The following is a 15,551-nucleotide window of genomic DNA, read 5'->3' on the forward strand; positions in this document are numbered from 1 at the left end:
GCCATGCCGGGATTGGGTGGATGCGGCGGGGCGCGCTACGCGCCGAAGCCGGCGGCGATGAGCTCGATGAGTTCTTCGCGCTCCTCGATGGGCAGGAATGCTGCCGCGGCCGCGTTGAGCTGGAAGGCCTCGATGTCACCGAGGTCGTAGTCGAAGGTCTCGGCGAGCAGCGCCAGCTCGCGCGTGAGCGAGGTGCGGCTCATCGTGCGGTTGTCGACGTTGACCGTCACAGCGAACCCGACCTGGTAGAGCAGGTCGAACGGGTGGTCGGCGAGCACATTGCCCCACGCCGCGATGGCGCCGGTCTGCAGGTTCGAGCTCGGCGAGAGCTCGAGCGGGATCTCGCGGTCGCGCACCCACTGCGCGATCTCTCCCAGGCGGACCTGCACATCCTCTCCGTCGACGCCGACCGTCTCGATGTCTTCGGCGATCCGCACGCCGTGGCCCAGGCGCAGCGCGCGCCCGTCGATGAGCGCCGAACGGATCGAGGCGAGCCCGGCCGCCTCCCCCGCGTGCACCGTGGCCGGGAAGAAGTCCGCCGCCAGGTAGTCGAACGCGTCGCGCAGCCGCGACGGCGGGAAGCCGTCTTCGGGTCCGGCGATGTCGAATCCGACCGCGCCGCGGTCGCGCCATGACACCGCGAGCTTCGCGATCTCCAGCGACCGGTCGGTGTGCCGCATCGCGCTGATGAGCTGCCCGACACGGATATCACGGCCGGCGGCGAGTGCGGCATCCTGCCCCTGCTCGATGCCCTCCTGGACGGCGGCGACCGCATCGTCGAGGCTCAGGCCGGCTGTCAGGTGCTGTTCGGGCGCCCAGCGCACCTCGGCGTAGACGACGCCGTCGGCGACGAGGTCTTCGACGAACTCACGAGCGATCCGGGTCAGCCCCTCACGTGTCTGCATGACGGCGATCGTGAGGTCGAAGGTCTTCAGGTACTCGACGAGCGAGCCCGAGTCGCTCTGCCGGGCGAACCAGTCGGCGAGCGCGGCCGGTTCGTGCTCGGGGACCTCGATGCCGGCGGCATCCGCCAGCTCGATGATCGTGGCGGGTCGCACGCCCCCGTCGAGGTGGTCGTGCAACGAGACCTTCGGAAGGCTGCGCAACGAGACGCCGCCGATACGCGCGTCACCGTTCTGGTCGATGGCCATGGGTGCTCCTTGGAGATTCGGGATGCCGCGTCACGCGGTGATGCGCTCGATGACGATCGAGCGCGGTTCGGCCTTCTCGCCGATGCTGTACGCGTTCTCGAGGGCCTCGAGCGCGCGCGGGATGCGCGCGGCGTCGTCGGCACCGAGCGTGAGCAGCGGCTGACCGGCGACAACGCTATCACCCGGCTTGGCGTGCAGTTCGATGCCGGCCGCGTGCACGACGGCGTCTTGCGGGCGGGCGCGCCCGGCGCCCAGTCGCCACGCGGCGATGCCGACGTCCCAGGCGTCGAGTCGGGTGAGCACACCCGACTCGGGAGCGGTGACCGTGTGCGTCTCGCGCGGCATGGGCAGCGGTGCGTCGGGATCGCCGTCCTGCGCCCGGATCATGCGCCGCCAGACGTCCATCGCGCGTCCGTCGGCAAGGGCCGCCTCGACGTCGGCATCGGGCCGGCCGGCCAGCGCGAGCATCTCACGTGCGAGCGCTACGGTCAGCTCGATGACATCGGCCGGGCCGCCGCCGGCAAGCACCTCGACGGACTCGCGCACCTCGTTCGCGTTGCCGACGGCCAGGCCCAGGGGCGTGTCCATGTCGGTGATAAGGGCGGTGGTCGCCACGCCCGAGTCCGTTCCGAGCGCGACCATGGTCCGGGCCAGCTCGCGGGCCTTCTCGAGGTCGTGCATGAAGGCGCCCGAGCCGACCTTGACGTCGAGCACGAGCGCGTCGGTGCCCTCGGCGATCTTCTTCGACATGATGCTCGAGGCGATCAGCGGCACCGCCTCGACGGTGCCGGTCACGTCGCGCAGCGCGTACAACCGCTTGTCGGCCGGGGCCAGCCCCGAGCCCGCCGCACAGATCACGGCGCCCACGTCGCGCAGCTGGGCACGCATCTCGTCGTTCGAGAGCGCGGCGCGCCACCCGGCGATCGACTCGAGCTTGTCGAGCGTGCCGCCCGTGTGCCCGAGGCCGCGGCCCGACAGCTGCGGCACGGCGACCCCGAACGTCGCGACCAGGGGCGCCAGCGGCAACGTGATCTTGTCGCCGACACCGCCCGTGGAGTGCTTGTCGCTCGTCGGCTTGCCCAGACCCGCGAAGCTCATCCGCTCGCCCGAGGCGATCATGGCATCGGTCATCACGCGGATCTCGTCGCGCCCCATGCCGTTCAGCAGCACCGCCATCGCGAACGCCGACATCTGCGCGTCGGTCACGAACTCGCGGGTGTAGGCGTCGATCATCCACCGCAGCGCGTCGGGGTCGAGCCCGGTCTTGTCGCGCTGCGCGCGGATCACGTCGACGGCGTCGAAGGGTTCGGTCATCGCACTGCTTCCAGGTCACGCGGGCCGAAGGCGTCGGGCAGCACCTCGTCGATCGTACGGATGCCGGAGACGGTGTCGAGCAGCATCCCGGGGATCGCGTGCTCGAACAGCAGCTGCCGGCAGCGCCCGCACGGCATGATCGTGTCGCCCTCGCCGTTCACGCACACGAACGCGACGAGCTGGCCGCCGCCCGACATGTGCAGGTCGCTCACCAACCCGCATTCCGCACACAGCGTGACCCCGTACGAGGCGTTCTCGACGTTGCAGCCCGCGATGACGCGGCCATCGGTCACCAGCGCGGCCGCTCCCACGCGATAGCGCGAGTACGGCACATAGGCGCGCTCCGAGGCCTCGCGCGCAGCGGCGTGCAGCGCGTCCCAGTCGATGTCGGTCACTATCTCCTCCACGATGTGCGGGATGCCACGGGTCATCCCTTGATGTATGGACTGCCATCGGCCGCGGGTGCCGTGATCTTCCCGGCGAATCCGGCCACCGCCAGGATCGTGACCACGTACGGCAGCATGAGCATGAACTCGCTGGGGATCGGCGTCGACAGCACCGACAGCAGGTTCTGCAGGCTCGTCGCGAAGCCGAACAGCAGGGCGGCCAGCGTCGCCTTGATCGGATCCCACCCGCCGAAGATCACCGCCGCCAAGGCGATGAAGCCGAGGCCGGCGGTCATGTCCTTGGTGAACTGCGGCACCGACACCAGCGTGAAATAGGCGCCGCCGATGCCGGCGATCGCCCCCGCCAGCAGCACGTTCCAGAACCGGGTCGGGTTGACTTTGATGCCGACGGTGTCGGCCGCCTGCGGGTGCTCGCCGACCGAGCGCAGACGCAGTCCCCACCGGGTGCGGTACAGGCCCCAGGCCACGATCGCCACGACCACGTACATCAGGTAGACGATGAACGTCTGGTTGAAGAACACCGGACCGATGACGGGGATGTCGCCCAGCAGCGGGATCTTCCACCGCGGGAAGGTCACAGCGTTGTTCAGCGCCGCTTCGTTGGGGGCCAGCAGGGCGCCGTAGAGAAAACCGGTCAGGCCCGAGACCAGCACGTTCAGCACGACACCGACGATGATCTGGTCGACCAGATAGCGGATCGCGAACGCCGCGAGCACGAACGCGACCATGACACCGCCGATGATGGCACCGACGAGTCCCACGAACGGGTTGCGCGTGATGCTCGACAGCAGCACCGCGGTGAACGCACCCAGCAGCAACTGGCCCTCGATGGCGATGTTGACCACGCCGCCGCGTTCGCCGATGACCCCGGCCAGGGCGCCGTACACGAGCGGCACCGACAGCGACAGGGCTCCGGCGAGCGTGCCCGCCACCGGCACCACGCCGCCGTCTTGCGCGGCCCAGGTGAGGAACGCGAACATCGCGATCACGGCGAAGACGATCGAAACCCACAACCCCGTGCGGCGGTAGGCCACAGCATCCCACCAGGTCCACGCGGCGAGCACGGCGAGGATGACCCACGAGATCCACATCGTGGGTGCGGAGGCCACGTGGATGTCGGCGATGGTGAACGAGATGCGGTCGCTGATCCGGAAGATGCTCTCACCGGTGACCGGCGAGAACACGAACAGCAGGGCCAGCAGCACCGTCACGACGGTGAGCGTCACCGGCAGCTTGATGTGCCGGGTGCGCACGATCTCGGGCGTGAACGTGGAGGCCGTGATCGTCATGAGGCCACCGCCTTGTCATTCGCCGCGGCGCGTTTGCGGGCGGCCTTGGCCTTGCCCTTCGCCGACAGATCGGAGTCGTCCTTGGGGAGGAAGAAGATCGTACGCACGAGCGGGGGCGCCGCGATGAACAGCACGATCATCGACTCGACCACGAGCACGATGTCGACGGGGATGCCCTGCGCGACCTGCATCGTGAACGACCCCGCCTTCAGCGCGCCGAACAGCAGTCCCGCCCAGAACGTGCCCCAGGCACGCGAACGCCCGAGAAGGGCCACCGTGATGGCGTCGAAGCCGATACCGGCGTCGATCGCGTCACCGAAGCCCGTGGTGACGGAGCCCAGGATCTGGTTCATACCCGCCAGTCCCGCCAGACCTCCGGCGAACAGCATCGCATAGACGTACATACGCTGCACGCTGATGCCGGCCGTGCGCGCAGCGTGCGGGTTCTCGCCCACCGCCCGCAGCCGGAAGCCCAGGCTGGAGTGTTCGACGAGCCACCACGTGATCACCGTGGCGAGGATCACGATCGGGAAGCCCCAGTTCAGCAACGGGAACTGCTCACCGAACAGGGAAGGGAACTGCGCTGTCGCGGGCGTGGGGGCCGAGATCGGCTGGTTGGTGCCGGGCTTCTGCAGCAGACCCGGCGTGCGGATCATCCACCGCACGAGGTACAGCGCGACGAAGTTGAGCATGATCGTCAGGATCACCTCGTGCGCACCGGTGCGCGCCTTCAGCAGCCCCGCGATGCCACCCCAGATCGCGCCGCCGACGATGCCCGCGACGAGCGTCAGCGGCATATGGATCCACATCGGCAGGTCGAGGTTGAACGTCACGAGGGCGGCCGTGGCGCACGCGATCAGCATCTGACCACGGGCACCGATGTTGAAAAGGCCGGAGCGGAAGGCGAGCGCGACGCCGAGACCCGCCGCGATGAGCGGTGCGGCGAATCCGAGGGTGTTCGTCAGCGGTCGGATGAACGCGACGAAGGACGTGGCGCCGGGGTTGACGATCGCCCCCTCGAACAGCGCGGAGTAGCCGCCGGCGACGGCCTGCCAGACAGCGACGAGCATGTCCTGTGGGCGCGCGAAGAAGTAGCCGGCCGTCTTCTGCACGGTCTCGTCGGTCACCGCGATGAGGATGCCGCCGACGATCATCGACGCGACGATCGCCAGAACGGTGGTCACCACCGACCCGCGCAAGATCTCCCGGATCAACTGATTCGATCGCGGGGCTTCGGGCGTCTCCTTCGCCCCCTGACCGGTGAGGGGGCCGGATGCCGCAGGCAGCTGCTCGGGCGGCAATCCGACCGGTTCGGGTCCTGCGCCGGGAACACGGTCGCTCATGCGGCGTCCTCCGTCGGGTTCTCGCCGGCCATCATCAGGCCGAGCACGTCACGCGGGGTGTCTGCGGGGACGATCCCCACGATGCCGCCGCGGTACATCACGGCGATCCGGTCGGCGAGGGCGACGACCTCGTCGAGCTCGGTCGACACGACGATCACCGGCACGCCGGCGTCGCGGGTCTGGATGATCCGGTTGTGGATGAACTCGATCGATCCCACATCGACGCCACGGGTGGGCTGCGAGGCCAGGAGCAGTGTGAGCTCGCGGGTCAGCTCGCGGGCGATGACGACCTTCTGCTGGTTGCCGCCCGACAACGAGCCGGCGGGGCTCGACGGCCCCTGCGTGCGGATGTCGAACTCGGCGATACGGTCACGTGCGAACGTGTCGAGCACGCGACGTTTGATGGTGCCGCCCGACTGGAACCGGCGGTCTGAGCTGCGGTCGAGGATGAGGTTCTCCGCAACGGTGAACGAGCCGACCAGGCCGTCTTCCTGCCGGTCTTCGGGCACGAACCCGACGCCCTCGTCGAGGATCGCGCGCACGCCCTTGCCGACGAGCTCTTCGCCGTTCAGGGTGATCGAGCCCGAGACCTTCTCCTGCAGGCCGATGATCGCCTCGGCCAGCTCGGTCTGCCCATTGCCCTGCACGCCCGCGACGGCGAGCACCTCGCCGGGCCGCACGTCGAAGTCGATCCCGTCGACCACGACCGCGCCGTCGTCCGAGAGTACGCGCAGGTCGCGGACCTCGAGCCCTCCGGTGCCGATGTGGGGCGGGTCCTTCTGCACCGTCAGCTCGACCGCGCGGCCGACCATCATCGACGCCAGCTCGGTGTTGGTGGCGGTGGGACTCGCCTCGCCGACGACCTTGCCCAGGCGCACGACCGTGATGCGGTCGGCGACCTCGCGCACCTCGCGCAGCTTGTGCGTGATGAACACGATGGCCGTGCCCTCGTCGCGCAGCTGCCGCATGATCTGCATGAACTCGTCGGTCTCCTGCGGGGTGAGCACAGCGGTGGGCTCGTCGAAGATGAGGATCTTCGCGTCGTGCGCGAGCGCCTTCACGATCTCGACGCGCTGCTGCACGCCCACCGGCAGGTCCTCGACCCGCGCATCCGGGTTGAGGTGGAACCCGAAGCGATCGGACACCTCGCGCACCCGGCGGCGCGCGGCGCCGATGTCGAGGATGCCGAAGCCCTTGGTGTCTTCGTGGCCGAGCATGAGGTTCTCGGCCACGGTGAACACGGGGATCAGCATGAAGTGCTGATGCACCATCCCGATGCCGGCGGCGATCGCGTCGCCGGGGCCGCGGAAGTGCTGCGCGACACCGTCGAGCAGGATCTCGCCCTCGTCGGCCTGGTAGAGGCCGTAGAGCACGTTCATGAGCGTCGATTTGCCGGCGCCGTTCTCACCCAGCAGCGCATGGATCTCACCGCTGCGCAGTTCGAGGTCGATGTGGTCGTTGGCCACCAGGCTTCCGAAGCGCTTCGTCACGCCCCGCAGCTCGAGCTTCATAGTCTGCACCTTATCCAGCGAACGGTCGTTGAGCGAGGCCCCCGCGCGGGGGCCCCGCTCAACGACCGTAGTGACGTGTTTACTTCGGCGAGTTGGTCGAGGTGACCGTCAGCGAGCCGTCGATGATCTGCTTCTGCAGGTCGGCCAGCTTATCGGTCAGGCCCGAGGGCAGCTTGCTCTCGAAGTCGTGGAACGGGCTCAGGCCCACACCCTCGTTCTTCAGCGTGCCGATGTACGGGGTCACGTCGAAGTCACCGGTGGCCGCCGACATCACCGTGTCGTAGACGGCGGAGTCGATGCGCTTCATGATCGAGACCAGCGTCACGTCGGCCACCGACGGGTCGGCGACGGCGAGGTCGGAGTCCACGCCCATCATCACGGTGTCTTTGCCGGAGTCCTTGATGGCCGCCGCCGCGCTCTTGTAGATCGGGCCGCCGACCGGCAGGATCACGTCGACACCCTGGTCGAGGATGCCCTGCGCGGTCTGCTTGGCGGTGTCGTTCGCGGTGAAGCCGCCGGTGAACGAGCCCTTCTGCGTGTCGACGTTCCAGCCGAGCGTTGCGACGTTCGTGCTGTTGTCCTCGTTGAACTTCTTCACGCCATCGATGAAGCCGTCCATGAAGATCGCGACCGACGGGATCTGCAGGCCGCCGAACGTGCCGACCTTGTCGACGCCGTCCTGGTGCGACCAGGCTGCCGCGGCGTAGCCGCCGAGGTAGGCGGCCTCGACGGTGTTGAAGAGGATCGGCTTGATGTTGTCGGCGTCGGGCTTGCCGTCGCCGTCGGCGTCGGCGCTGTCGTCGATGATCGCGAAGTTGATGCTGGGGTTCGCCTTGGCCGCCTTGATCGTCTCGGCCGAGAGCTTGTAGCCCACCGCGATGATCAGCGTGCAGTTCTGGCCGACCATGCTCTGCATGTTGGGGCCGTAGTCGCTCTCCGAGCTCGACTCGGCCTCGACGGCCTTCACACCCAGCTCTTGGGCCGCCTTGTCGATGCCGTTCTTGGCGGATTCGTTGAACGACTTGTCGTTCCAGCCGCCGTCGTCCGACACGATGCAGGGTTTGAAACCGGCGACCGCGGTCTTACCGCCCTCGGTCGGTGTCGTCGCCTCCGGCGCGGCGCCGCAGCCGGCGAGCACGAGGGCAAGGCTGGCGGCGACGGTGACGCCGGCGAGCTTGCGAGTAGATGAGATGGTCAACTCGGCCTCCACAGGAATGGACCGCGGACTTCGCGGCACCTACGAAGTTACCCAGTATGACGTGAGATTTGCAGTTCTGCGCGGCCCGTGGGCCGGAATGGTTACAAAGCCGAAACGAAGGGATGCGGCATCCCGAGCATTTCGCCCGGTCAGAGCACCTCGCCACGGCCCGAGAGCTTGAGCGCGTCCACGACGCCCTTCACCCGCTGCGCGTTCTCGCTCGTGGTCACCAGCAGCGCATCGGGCGTGTCGACGACGACGATGTCTTTGACACCGATGAGCGAGATGATGCGCTTCGTCTGGCTCACGACGATGCCGCTGGCGGCATCGGAGAGGATGCGGGCGTTCTCGCCGAGGATCGCCAGATCGTTCGGCCGTCCGTGGGAGTTGAGCTTGGCGAGGCTGGCGAAGTCGCCGACGTCGTCCCAGTCGAAGTGCCCGGGTACGACGGCCAGACGCCCGCGGGCCGCCGCGGGCTCGGCCACCGTGTAGTCGATCGCGATCTTCTCCAGCGTCGGCCACACCCGGTCGACCACAGGTCCGCGGGCGTCGCGATCATCCCAGGCCTCGGCGAGATCCATGAGGCCGGCGTACAGCTGCGGGCGGTTCTCGGCGATCTCGCCCAGCAGCACGTCGGCACGCGAGATGAACATGCCCGCGTTCCAGAGGTACGAGCGGTCGGCGTAGTACTCCTTGGCCGTCTCCAGGTCGGGCTTCTCGACGAAGCGCTCGACCATCGCCGCCTCGGGCGCGCCCTCGACGATGAGCTCCTCGGCCTTCTTGATGTAGCCGAAGCCGATCGAGGGCTCGGTGGGCGGGATGCCGATCGTGCAGATGTACCCCTCACGCGCGACGGCGATCGCCTGACGGACGGCCCAGTCGAACAGGTGCGGCACGCGGATCACGTGGTCGGCGGCGAACGAACCGATCACCACGTCGGGCTCACGGCGCACCAGGATCGCCGCGGCCAGCCCGATCGCCGCCGTCGAATCGCGCGGCTCTGATTCGAGGATCACGTTCTTGTCGGGGATGCCGGGCAGCTCCTTCTCCACGGCCGCGCGGTGGGCACGCCCCGTGACCACCGCTATGCGGTCGGCACCGGTCAGCGGCTCCAGGCGGTTCCACGTGTCTTGCAGCAGAGTGTGCCCGGAGCCGGTCAGATCGTGCAAGAACTTCGGCGCGTCGGCACGCGAGAGCGGCCACAGCCTGCTGCCGATGCCCCCCGCGGGGATGATGGCGTGGAAGTCGGAGAGGGGCGCTGACATGCGTCCAGGGTATCGGCCGCGGCATCCCTCTTCACCTCTCACTGAACGAGATGCCACCGCCCTCACGGTAAGGCCCGCCTAACCCGCCGCGACCACAGGAGGGGAATAGGATGGGCAAGCGCCCGTTGTGTGACGCCGAGGTCTTCCGGCCTCGGGGGGCATCGTCAGCCCCTACTCGAGTACGACTCTGGAGGACGGCCGTGTCTGCACCTGCACGCCTGACACCGTCGGTTTCCCAAACCACTTCCCGGACGCCGCGCGGCACGCTGTACCGCGGTCATGAGGGCATGTGGTCTTGGGTGCTGCACCGCATCACGGGCATCGGGATCTTCTTCTTCCTGCTTGTCCACATCCTCGACACGGCACTGATCCGTGTGGCGCCGGAGGCGTACGACGCCGTGATCGGCACGTACAAGAACCCCATCATGGGGGTCGGCGAGATCATCTTGGTCGCCGCGATCGCCTACCACGCCTTCAACGGCCTGCGCGTGATCGTCGTCGACTTCTCCAAGTGGGGCGCGAAGTACCAGCGCCAGCTGTGGTGGGGCGTCATCGGCCTGTGGGTCATCCTGATGCTCGGCTTCATCCCGCGCCAGTTCATGGTCATCATGGCCGAGATCACCGGGGGCAACTGACATGACCGCCGATTCCATCGCCGCACCGCGCACTCCTGCCGCACCGCCGCGCCGCAAGGGCCTCAACCTCGAGAAGTGGGGCTGGGTCTTCATGCGCGCCTCGGGCGTGCTCCTGGTCGTGCTCATCTTCGGCCACCTCATCGTCAACCTCGTGCTCGGCGAGGGCGTCCGTCAGATCGACTTCGCCTTCGTGGTCGGCAAGTACGCCACGCCGTTCTGGCAGTGGTGGGACGTCATCATGCTGTGGTTGGCGCTCATCCACGGCAGCAACGGCATGCGCACGATCGTCAACGACTACGTGACCCACAACGGCACCCGCCGCGTGCTGGTCTGGGCGCTCGGAATCGTCGCCGCGCTGCTGATCCTGCTCGGCACCCTCGTCGTCTTCACCTTCGACCCCTGCCTCGGAGTGACTCCCGACAGCTCGCTGTGGCAGATGTGCCAGGCCCGATAGAGACGCTACGAAGACACCCAGACACGGAGGCATCCCACACGTGAGCACCCAGACATCGGGCGACGTCGTCAAGGACGGCGTGCACTACCACCAGTTCGACATCGTGATCGTCGGCGCCGGCGGCGCCGGTATGCGCGCGGCGATCGAGGCCGGCCCCGGCGCGAACACGGCCGTCATCTCGAAGCTCTACCCCACCCGCTCGCACACCGGTGCGGCGCAGGGCGGCATGGCCGCGGCGCTGTCCAACGTCGAGGAGGACAACTGGGAGTGGCACACCTACGACACCGTCAAGGGTGGTGACTACCTCGTCGACCAGGATGCGGCGGAGATCCTGGCCAAGGAGGCCATCGACGCGGTCATCGACCTCGAGAACATGGGGCTGCCGTTCAACCGCACCCCCGAGGGCAAGATCGACCAGCGCCGTTTCGGCGGTCACACTCGTGACCATGGCAAGGCCGCGGTCCGTCGCGCGTGCTACGCCGCCGACCGCACCGGCCACATGATCCTGCAAACGCTCTACCAGAACTGCGTGAAGCTGGGCATCAACTTCTTCAACGAGTTCTACGTCTTGGACCTCGTCATGGTGCCCGATGCCGACGGCACCGACCAGATCGCCGGCGTCGTCGCCTATGAGCTGGCCACCGGAGAGCTGCACGTCTTCCAGTCGAAGGCCGTCATCTTCGCCACCGGCGGGTTCGGCAAGATCTTCAAGACCACCTCTAACGCCCACACGCTCACGGGGGACGGTGTGGGCATCATCTGGCGCAAGAAGCTGCCGCTCGAAGACATGGAGTTCTTCCAGTTCCACCCGACGGGACTGTACGGTCTCGGCATCCTGCTCACCGAAGGCGCCCGCGGCGAGGGCGCGATCCTGCGCAACGCGTCGGGTGAGCGCTTCATGGAGCGCTACGCGCCCACGATCAAGGATCTTGCACCTCGCGACATCGTCGCGCGGTCGATGGTGCAGGAGGTGCTCGACGGGCGCGGCGCCGGCCCGCACAAGGACTACGTCTACCTCGACTGCACGCACCTGGGTGCCGAGGTCCTGGAGACCAAGCTGCCCGACATCACCGAGTTCGCACGCACCTACCTGGGCGTCGACCCGGTCGTCGAGCCGGTGCCGGTCATGCCCACGGCGCACTACGCGATGGGCGGCATCCCGACCAACAACAACGCCGAGGTGCTGCGCACCAACACCGACATCGTGCCCGGACTGTATGCGGCCGGCGAATGCGCGTGCGTATCGGTGCACGGTTCGAACCGTCTGGGCACCAACTCGCTGCTCGACATCAACGTGTTCGGCAAACGCGCCGGCAACAACGCGGTCGAGTATGTGAAGACCGCCGAGTTCGTCGATCTTCCCGACGATCCCGCCAAGGAGGTGCGCGAGCTCATCGACGGCCTGCGTTCGGGCGAGGGAACCGAGCGCGTCGCCACCCTGCGCAAGACGCTGCAGAACGACATGGACCTGAAGGCCCAGGTGTTCCGCACCGACGACTCGCTGGGCGAGGTTCTCGGCACGATCGAAGAGCTGCGGGAGCGCTACAAGAACGTGCACGTCGACGACAAGGGCCGCCGGTACAACACCGATCTGCTCGAGGCCGTCGAGCTGGGCTTCCTGCTCGACATCGCCGAGGTCGTCGTCTACGCCGCCCGCAACCGCAAGGAGAGCCGCGGCGGCCACATGCGCGACGACTACCCGAAGCGCGACGACGAGAACTACATGCAGCACACGATGGCGTATCTGACCGGTGACCCGCACTCTTCGGATGCCACCGATCACATCGAACTCGATTGGAAACCCGTCGTGTTCACCAAGAACGAACAAGGCGAGCTGCGGTACCCGCCGTTGGAGAGGAAGTACTGATGTCCACTGTCGTCGAGTCTGACCAGCCTGCCCCGGCGGACGAGGCGCCGATCCAGTCGTTCCTGGTCACGTTCATCATCCGCCGGTTCGATCCCGAGGTCGACGCCGAGCCCCGCTGGGTCGACTATGACGTCGAGATGTACCCGACCGAGCGCGTCCTCGACGCCCTGCACAAGATCAAGTGGGACCAGGACGGGTCGCTGACCTTCCGCCGCTCGTGCGCGCACGGCGTCTGCGGTTCCGATGCCATGCGCATCAACGGCCGCAACCGCCTGGCGTGCAAGACGCTGATCAAGGACCTCGACATCTCGAAGCCGATCTACGTCGAGGCTCTCAAGGGTCTGCCCCTGGAGAAGGACCTCGTCGTCGACATGGACCCGTTCCTGGACGCGTACAAGGCCGTGCAACCCTTCCTCATCGCACACTCGCACCCCGAGAAGGGCAAGGAGCGCCTGCAGTCCGCCGAGGACCGCGAGCGCTTCGACGACACCACGAAGTGCATCCTGTGTGCGGCGTGCACCTCGTCGTGCCCGGTCTTCTGGACCGACGGCCAGTACTTCGGCCCCGCGGCGATCGTGAATGCGCACCGGTTCATCTTCGACTCGCGCGACGACGCGGCCGACGTGCGCCTGGACATCCTCAACGACAAGGAGGGCGTGTGGCGATGCCGCACGACCTTCAACTGCACCGAGGCGTGCCCCCGCGGCATCCAGGTCACCCGTGCCATTGCCGAGGTCAAGCAGGCGATCCTGCGCGGCGGGCGCTGAATCTCACCCCTTCTGTGCGAGCGCTCGTCGGGCAACCGGCGGGCGCTCGCTAGTCTGTGAGCTGTGGGTCAGACGCGTGCACGGGCGACGGCGGCCGACGCCCGGGCGCGGGCGTCGCGAGATCCCGACACGCCCGACGACGAGACGCTTCACGAGCGGTGGGATGCTGCAGCCACGTCCCTGCGGGAGCGATTCGACGAGCCGATCAACCGGGCGACCGCTCTGACCCGGCGCACGCTCGCGTGGTTCCCCATCCGGGTGTGGCGGCATTTTCTGCGCAGCAACGGCTTTCTGCTGGCGGCGAGCATCAGCTATCAGTCGCTGTTCGCGATCTTCGCCGTCGTGTACGCCTCTTTCGCCGGCATCGGCATCTGGTTGGGCAACAGCACGCCGGCAGTGAATCGCATGATCCAGGTGATCAACAGCTACATCCCGAACCTCATCAGCGACGAGGACGGCGCGCTGATCGCGCCGGAGTCGGTGCAGCAGGTGACGAGCCAGGCCAGCGGCGTTCTGGCGATCACCGGTGCCATCGCGCTGGGCGTGGCGATCTGGACGGCGATCGGGTTCGTCACGTTCACGCGGCGCGCGGTGCGGGACATCTTCGGGCTCCCCTTCGACACCCGTAATTACATCTATCTGAAGGCGCGCGACTTCCTCGCGGGAGCGATGTTCGGCATCGCGCTCATCATCGGCGCGATCGTCGGCTGGATCGCCAGCGGCGCGCTGGACACGCTGCTCAGCCTGATCGGGTTGGACGGCTCGACCTGGTCGCAGGTGGCGGTCAAACTGCTGTCGGGCATCGTCGGGTTCGTGCTCACGTCGGCGGCGCTGGCCGGCCTGTTCCGGTTCCTCACCGGCACATCGCTGCCGTGGCGGCGGATCTGGCCCGGCGCGCTTCTGGGCGGGGCCGCCATCGCGGTGCTGCAGCTGGGCGTCGGGCTGCTGTTCACGTATACGCCGTCCAACCCGCTGCTGACGACGTTCTCGGTGATGATCGCGCTGCTGCTGTGGTTCCGGCTGATCGGCATCGTGATCCTTGTGGCGGCCTCGTGGATCGCCGTGTCGGCGACCGACCGGGAGATCCCCCTCGCCCAGCCGAGCGAAGCCGAGCGCGCCCTCGCCGAACACGAAGCGCTGCTGCTGGCCGCGCACGTGCGCCTTCGCGATACGCGCGTGACGCGCGCCGCCGCGCCCTGGTGGCGGCGATGGCGTGCCACCCGCGAGGTGCACGACGCCGAAGAACAGCTCGCGGAGGTCGAGGCGTCCGCGCCCCCGGAGGCTCGATGAGGTCACGCTGAGCGGTGTCGGATGCGCCGGTTAGGGTGGAAAGCGTGCCAGCTCCCTCCCGCATCCCCGACACCGTCCGCATCGCCTCGATCAACGTGAACGGCATCCGCGCCGCCGTGCGCAATGGCATGCTGCGCTGGCTCGATGAGGCCGATGTCGACATCATGGCGCTGCAGGAGGTGCGCGCCACCGCCGAGCAGCTGCGTGCGGCGCTGCCCGGGTGGGAGCTCATCAACGACGAGGCTCTGGCCAAGGGCCGCGCCGGCGTCGCGATCGCATCGCGCACCCCGGTCACAGAGGTGCGCCGCGGGTTCGACGGCGACGGCGTCGACGCGGCGGGCCGTTGGCTCGAGGTCGAGACCGACCTGGGCGGCACGGGCCTGACGATCGTCAGCGCCTACGTGCACAGCGGCGAGGTGGGCACGCCCAAGCAGGAGGCGAAGTGGGCGTTCCTCGATGCGATGGAGAAGCGGATGCCGCAGCTGAACGCTCCCGGGTCGCACGCGGTCATCATGGGCGACCTGAACGTCGGCCACCGCGAGCTCGACATCCGCAACTGGAAGGGCAACGTGAAGCGCGCCGGGTTCCTGCCGCGAGAGCGCGCGTACTTCGACCGCTTCTTCGGGCCTGTCGGCCAGACCATCACGGGGGTCGACGGGTCGACCGGCACCGGCCTGGGATGGGTCGATGTCGGGCGTCGGTTCCACGGCGAGATCGACGGGCCGTACACCTGGTGGTCGAGCCGCGGCAAGGCATTCGACAACGACACCGGGTGGCGCATCGACTACCACGTCGCAACGCCGGCCCTCGCCGAGCGCGTGCGCGGGTACTGGATCGGCCGCGCGCCGTCGTGGGACACGCGGTGGAGCGACCACGCGCCGGTGGTCGTCGACTACGCAGTCTGAGCATCTACGGCGCCGCCGCGCGCACGCGGTTCCTCCCGGGGCGGGGGTAGTACTCCTGTCCACGGATCTGGTTTTCGGCCCCCTCCACAGGCCTGTGAAACGCTAGCGTCGGTGGCACCGGCGAGCCCTCGCCGCATTCAGCCGTCGACCGCGAT

At 68.0% G+C, this 15,551-nt stretch carries 14 protein-coding genes; 6 read left to right on the plus strand and 8 right to left on the minus strand.

Annotated features, from left to right (window positions below):
* Positions 1 to 35 precede the first annotated feature (35 nt).
* The 8 genes from PU630_RS11950 to PU630_RS11985 all read right to left on the minus strand — a co-directional run bounded on the left by PU630_RS11950 (position 36) and on the right by PU630_RS11985 (position 9,478).
* Positions 36 to 1,151 (minus strand): adenosine deaminase, encoded by a 1,116-nt coding sequence (locus PU630_RS11950; RefSeq protein ID WP_275277287.1) that lies wholly within the window; start codon positions 1,149 to 1,151, stop codon positions 36 to 38.
* Between the two features lie 30 nt (positions 1,152 to 1,181).
* Positions 1,182 to 2,465, minus strand: a complete 1,284-nt coding sequence (locus PU630_RS11955; RefSeq protein ID WP_275277288.1) for a thymidine phosphorylase — start codon at positions 2,463 to 2,465, stop codon at positions 1,182 to 1,184.
* Positions 2,462 to 2,860 carry a cytidine deaminase gene (locus PU630_RS11960; protein WP_275280098.1) on the minus strand — a complete coding sequence of 133 codons (399 nt, stop codon included), beginning with the start codon at positions 2,858 to 2,860 and terminating at the stop codon, positions 2,462 to 2,464. Before PU630_RS11960 ends, PU630_RS11955 begins: the two co-directional genes overlap by 4 nt.
* Positions 2,861 to 2,892: 32 nt before the next feature.
* Positions 2,893 to 4,161 (minus strand): ABC transporter permease, encoded by a 1,269-nt coding sequence (locus tag PU630_RS11965; protein ID WP_275277289.1) that lies wholly within the window; start codon positions 4,159 to 4,161, stop codon positions 2,893 to 2,895.
* Entirely contained in the window at positions 4,158 to 5,504 is a 1,347-nt protein-coding gene (locus tag PU630_RS11970; protein ID WP_275277290.1) for an ABC transporter permease, read from the minus strand. The genes PU630_RS11965 and PU630_RS11970 overlap by 4 nt, the downstream gene beginning before the upstream one ends.
* Positions 5,501 to 7,015, minus strand: a complete 1,515-nt coding sequence (locus PU630_RS11975; RefSeq protein ID WP_275277291.1) for an ABC transporter ATP-binding protein — start codon at positions 7,013 to 7,015, stop codon at positions 5,501 to 5,503. Before PU630_RS11975 ends, PU630_RS11970 begins: the two co-directional genes overlap by 4 nt.
* Positions 7,016 to 7,094: 79 nt before the next feature.
* Positions 7,095 to 8,213, minus strand: coding sequence for a BMP family lipoprotein (locus PU630_RS11980; RefSeq protein WP_275277292.1), 1,119 nt, complete (start codon positions 8,211 to 8,213; stop codon positions 7,095 to 7,097).
* Between the two features lie 149 nt (positions 8,214 to 8,362).
* Positions 8,363 to 9,478, minus strand: a complete 1,116-nt coding sequence (locus tag PU630_RS11985) for a mannose-1-phosphate guanylyltransferase (RefSeq protein WP_275277293.1) — start codon at positions 9,476 to 9,478, stop codon at positions 8,363 to 8,365.
* A gap of 200 nt (positions 9,479 to 9,678) precedes the next feature.
* Between PU630_RS11985 and sdhC the strand changes: the two genes are divergently transcribed.
* From sdhC to PU630_RS12015, 6 genes are all read left to right on the plus strand, one after another.
* Positions 9,679 to 10,113, plus strand: coding sequence for a succinate dehydrogenase, cytochrome b556 subunit (gene sdhC / locus PU630_RS11990; RefSeq protein WP_275277294.1), 435 nt, complete (start codon positions 9,679 to 9,681; stop codon positions 10,111 to 10,113).
* Between the two features lies 1 nt (position 10,114).
* Entirely contained in the window at positions 10,115 to 10,567 is a 453-nt protein-coding gene (locus PU630_RS11995; RefSeq protein WP_275277295.1) for a succinate dehydrogenase hydrophobic membrane anchor subunit, read from the plus strand.
* Positions 10,568 to 10,607: 40 nt separating this feature from the next.
* The gene (sdhA, locus tag PU630_RS12000; protein ID WP_275277296.1) at positions 10,608 to 12,434 is read left to right on the plus strand and encodes a succinate dehydrogenase flavoprotein subunit; all 1,827 of its coding nucleotides are present in this window, start codon (positions 10,608 to 10,610) and stop codon (positions 12,432 to 12,434) included.
* A complete protein-coding gene (locus PU630_RS12005; protein ID WP_275277297.1) occupies positions 12,434 to 13,201 on the plus strand; it encodes a succinate dehydrogenase iron-sulfur subunit in 768 nt (255 codons plus the stop codon). The genes sdhA and PU630_RS12005 overlap by 1 nt, the downstream gene beginning before the upstream one ends.
* 63 nt (positions 13,202 to 13,264) lie before the next feature.
* Positions 13,265 to 14,491 (plus strand): YihY/virulence factor BrkB family protein, encoded by a 1,227-nt coding sequence (locus PU630_RS12010; RefSeq protein WP_275277298.1) that lies wholly within the window; start codon positions 13,265 to 13,267, stop codon positions 14,489 to 14,491.
* A 62-nt stretch (positions 14,492 to 14,553) separates the two neighbouring features.
* The gene (locus tag PU630_RS12015; protein ID WP_275280099.1) at positions 14,554 to 15,396 is read left to right on the plus strand and encodes an exodeoxyribonuclease III; all 843 of its coding nucleotides are present in this window, start codon (positions 14,554 to 14,556) and stop codon (positions 15,394 to 15,396) included.
* The last annotated feature ends 155 nt before the right edge of the window (positions 15,397 to 15,551 follow it).

It is taken from the genome of Microbacterium horticulturae, from assembly GCF_029094505.1.
GTDB lineage: Bacteria > Actinomycetota > Actinomycetes > Actinomycetales > Microbacteriaceae > Microbacterium > Microbacterium horticulturae.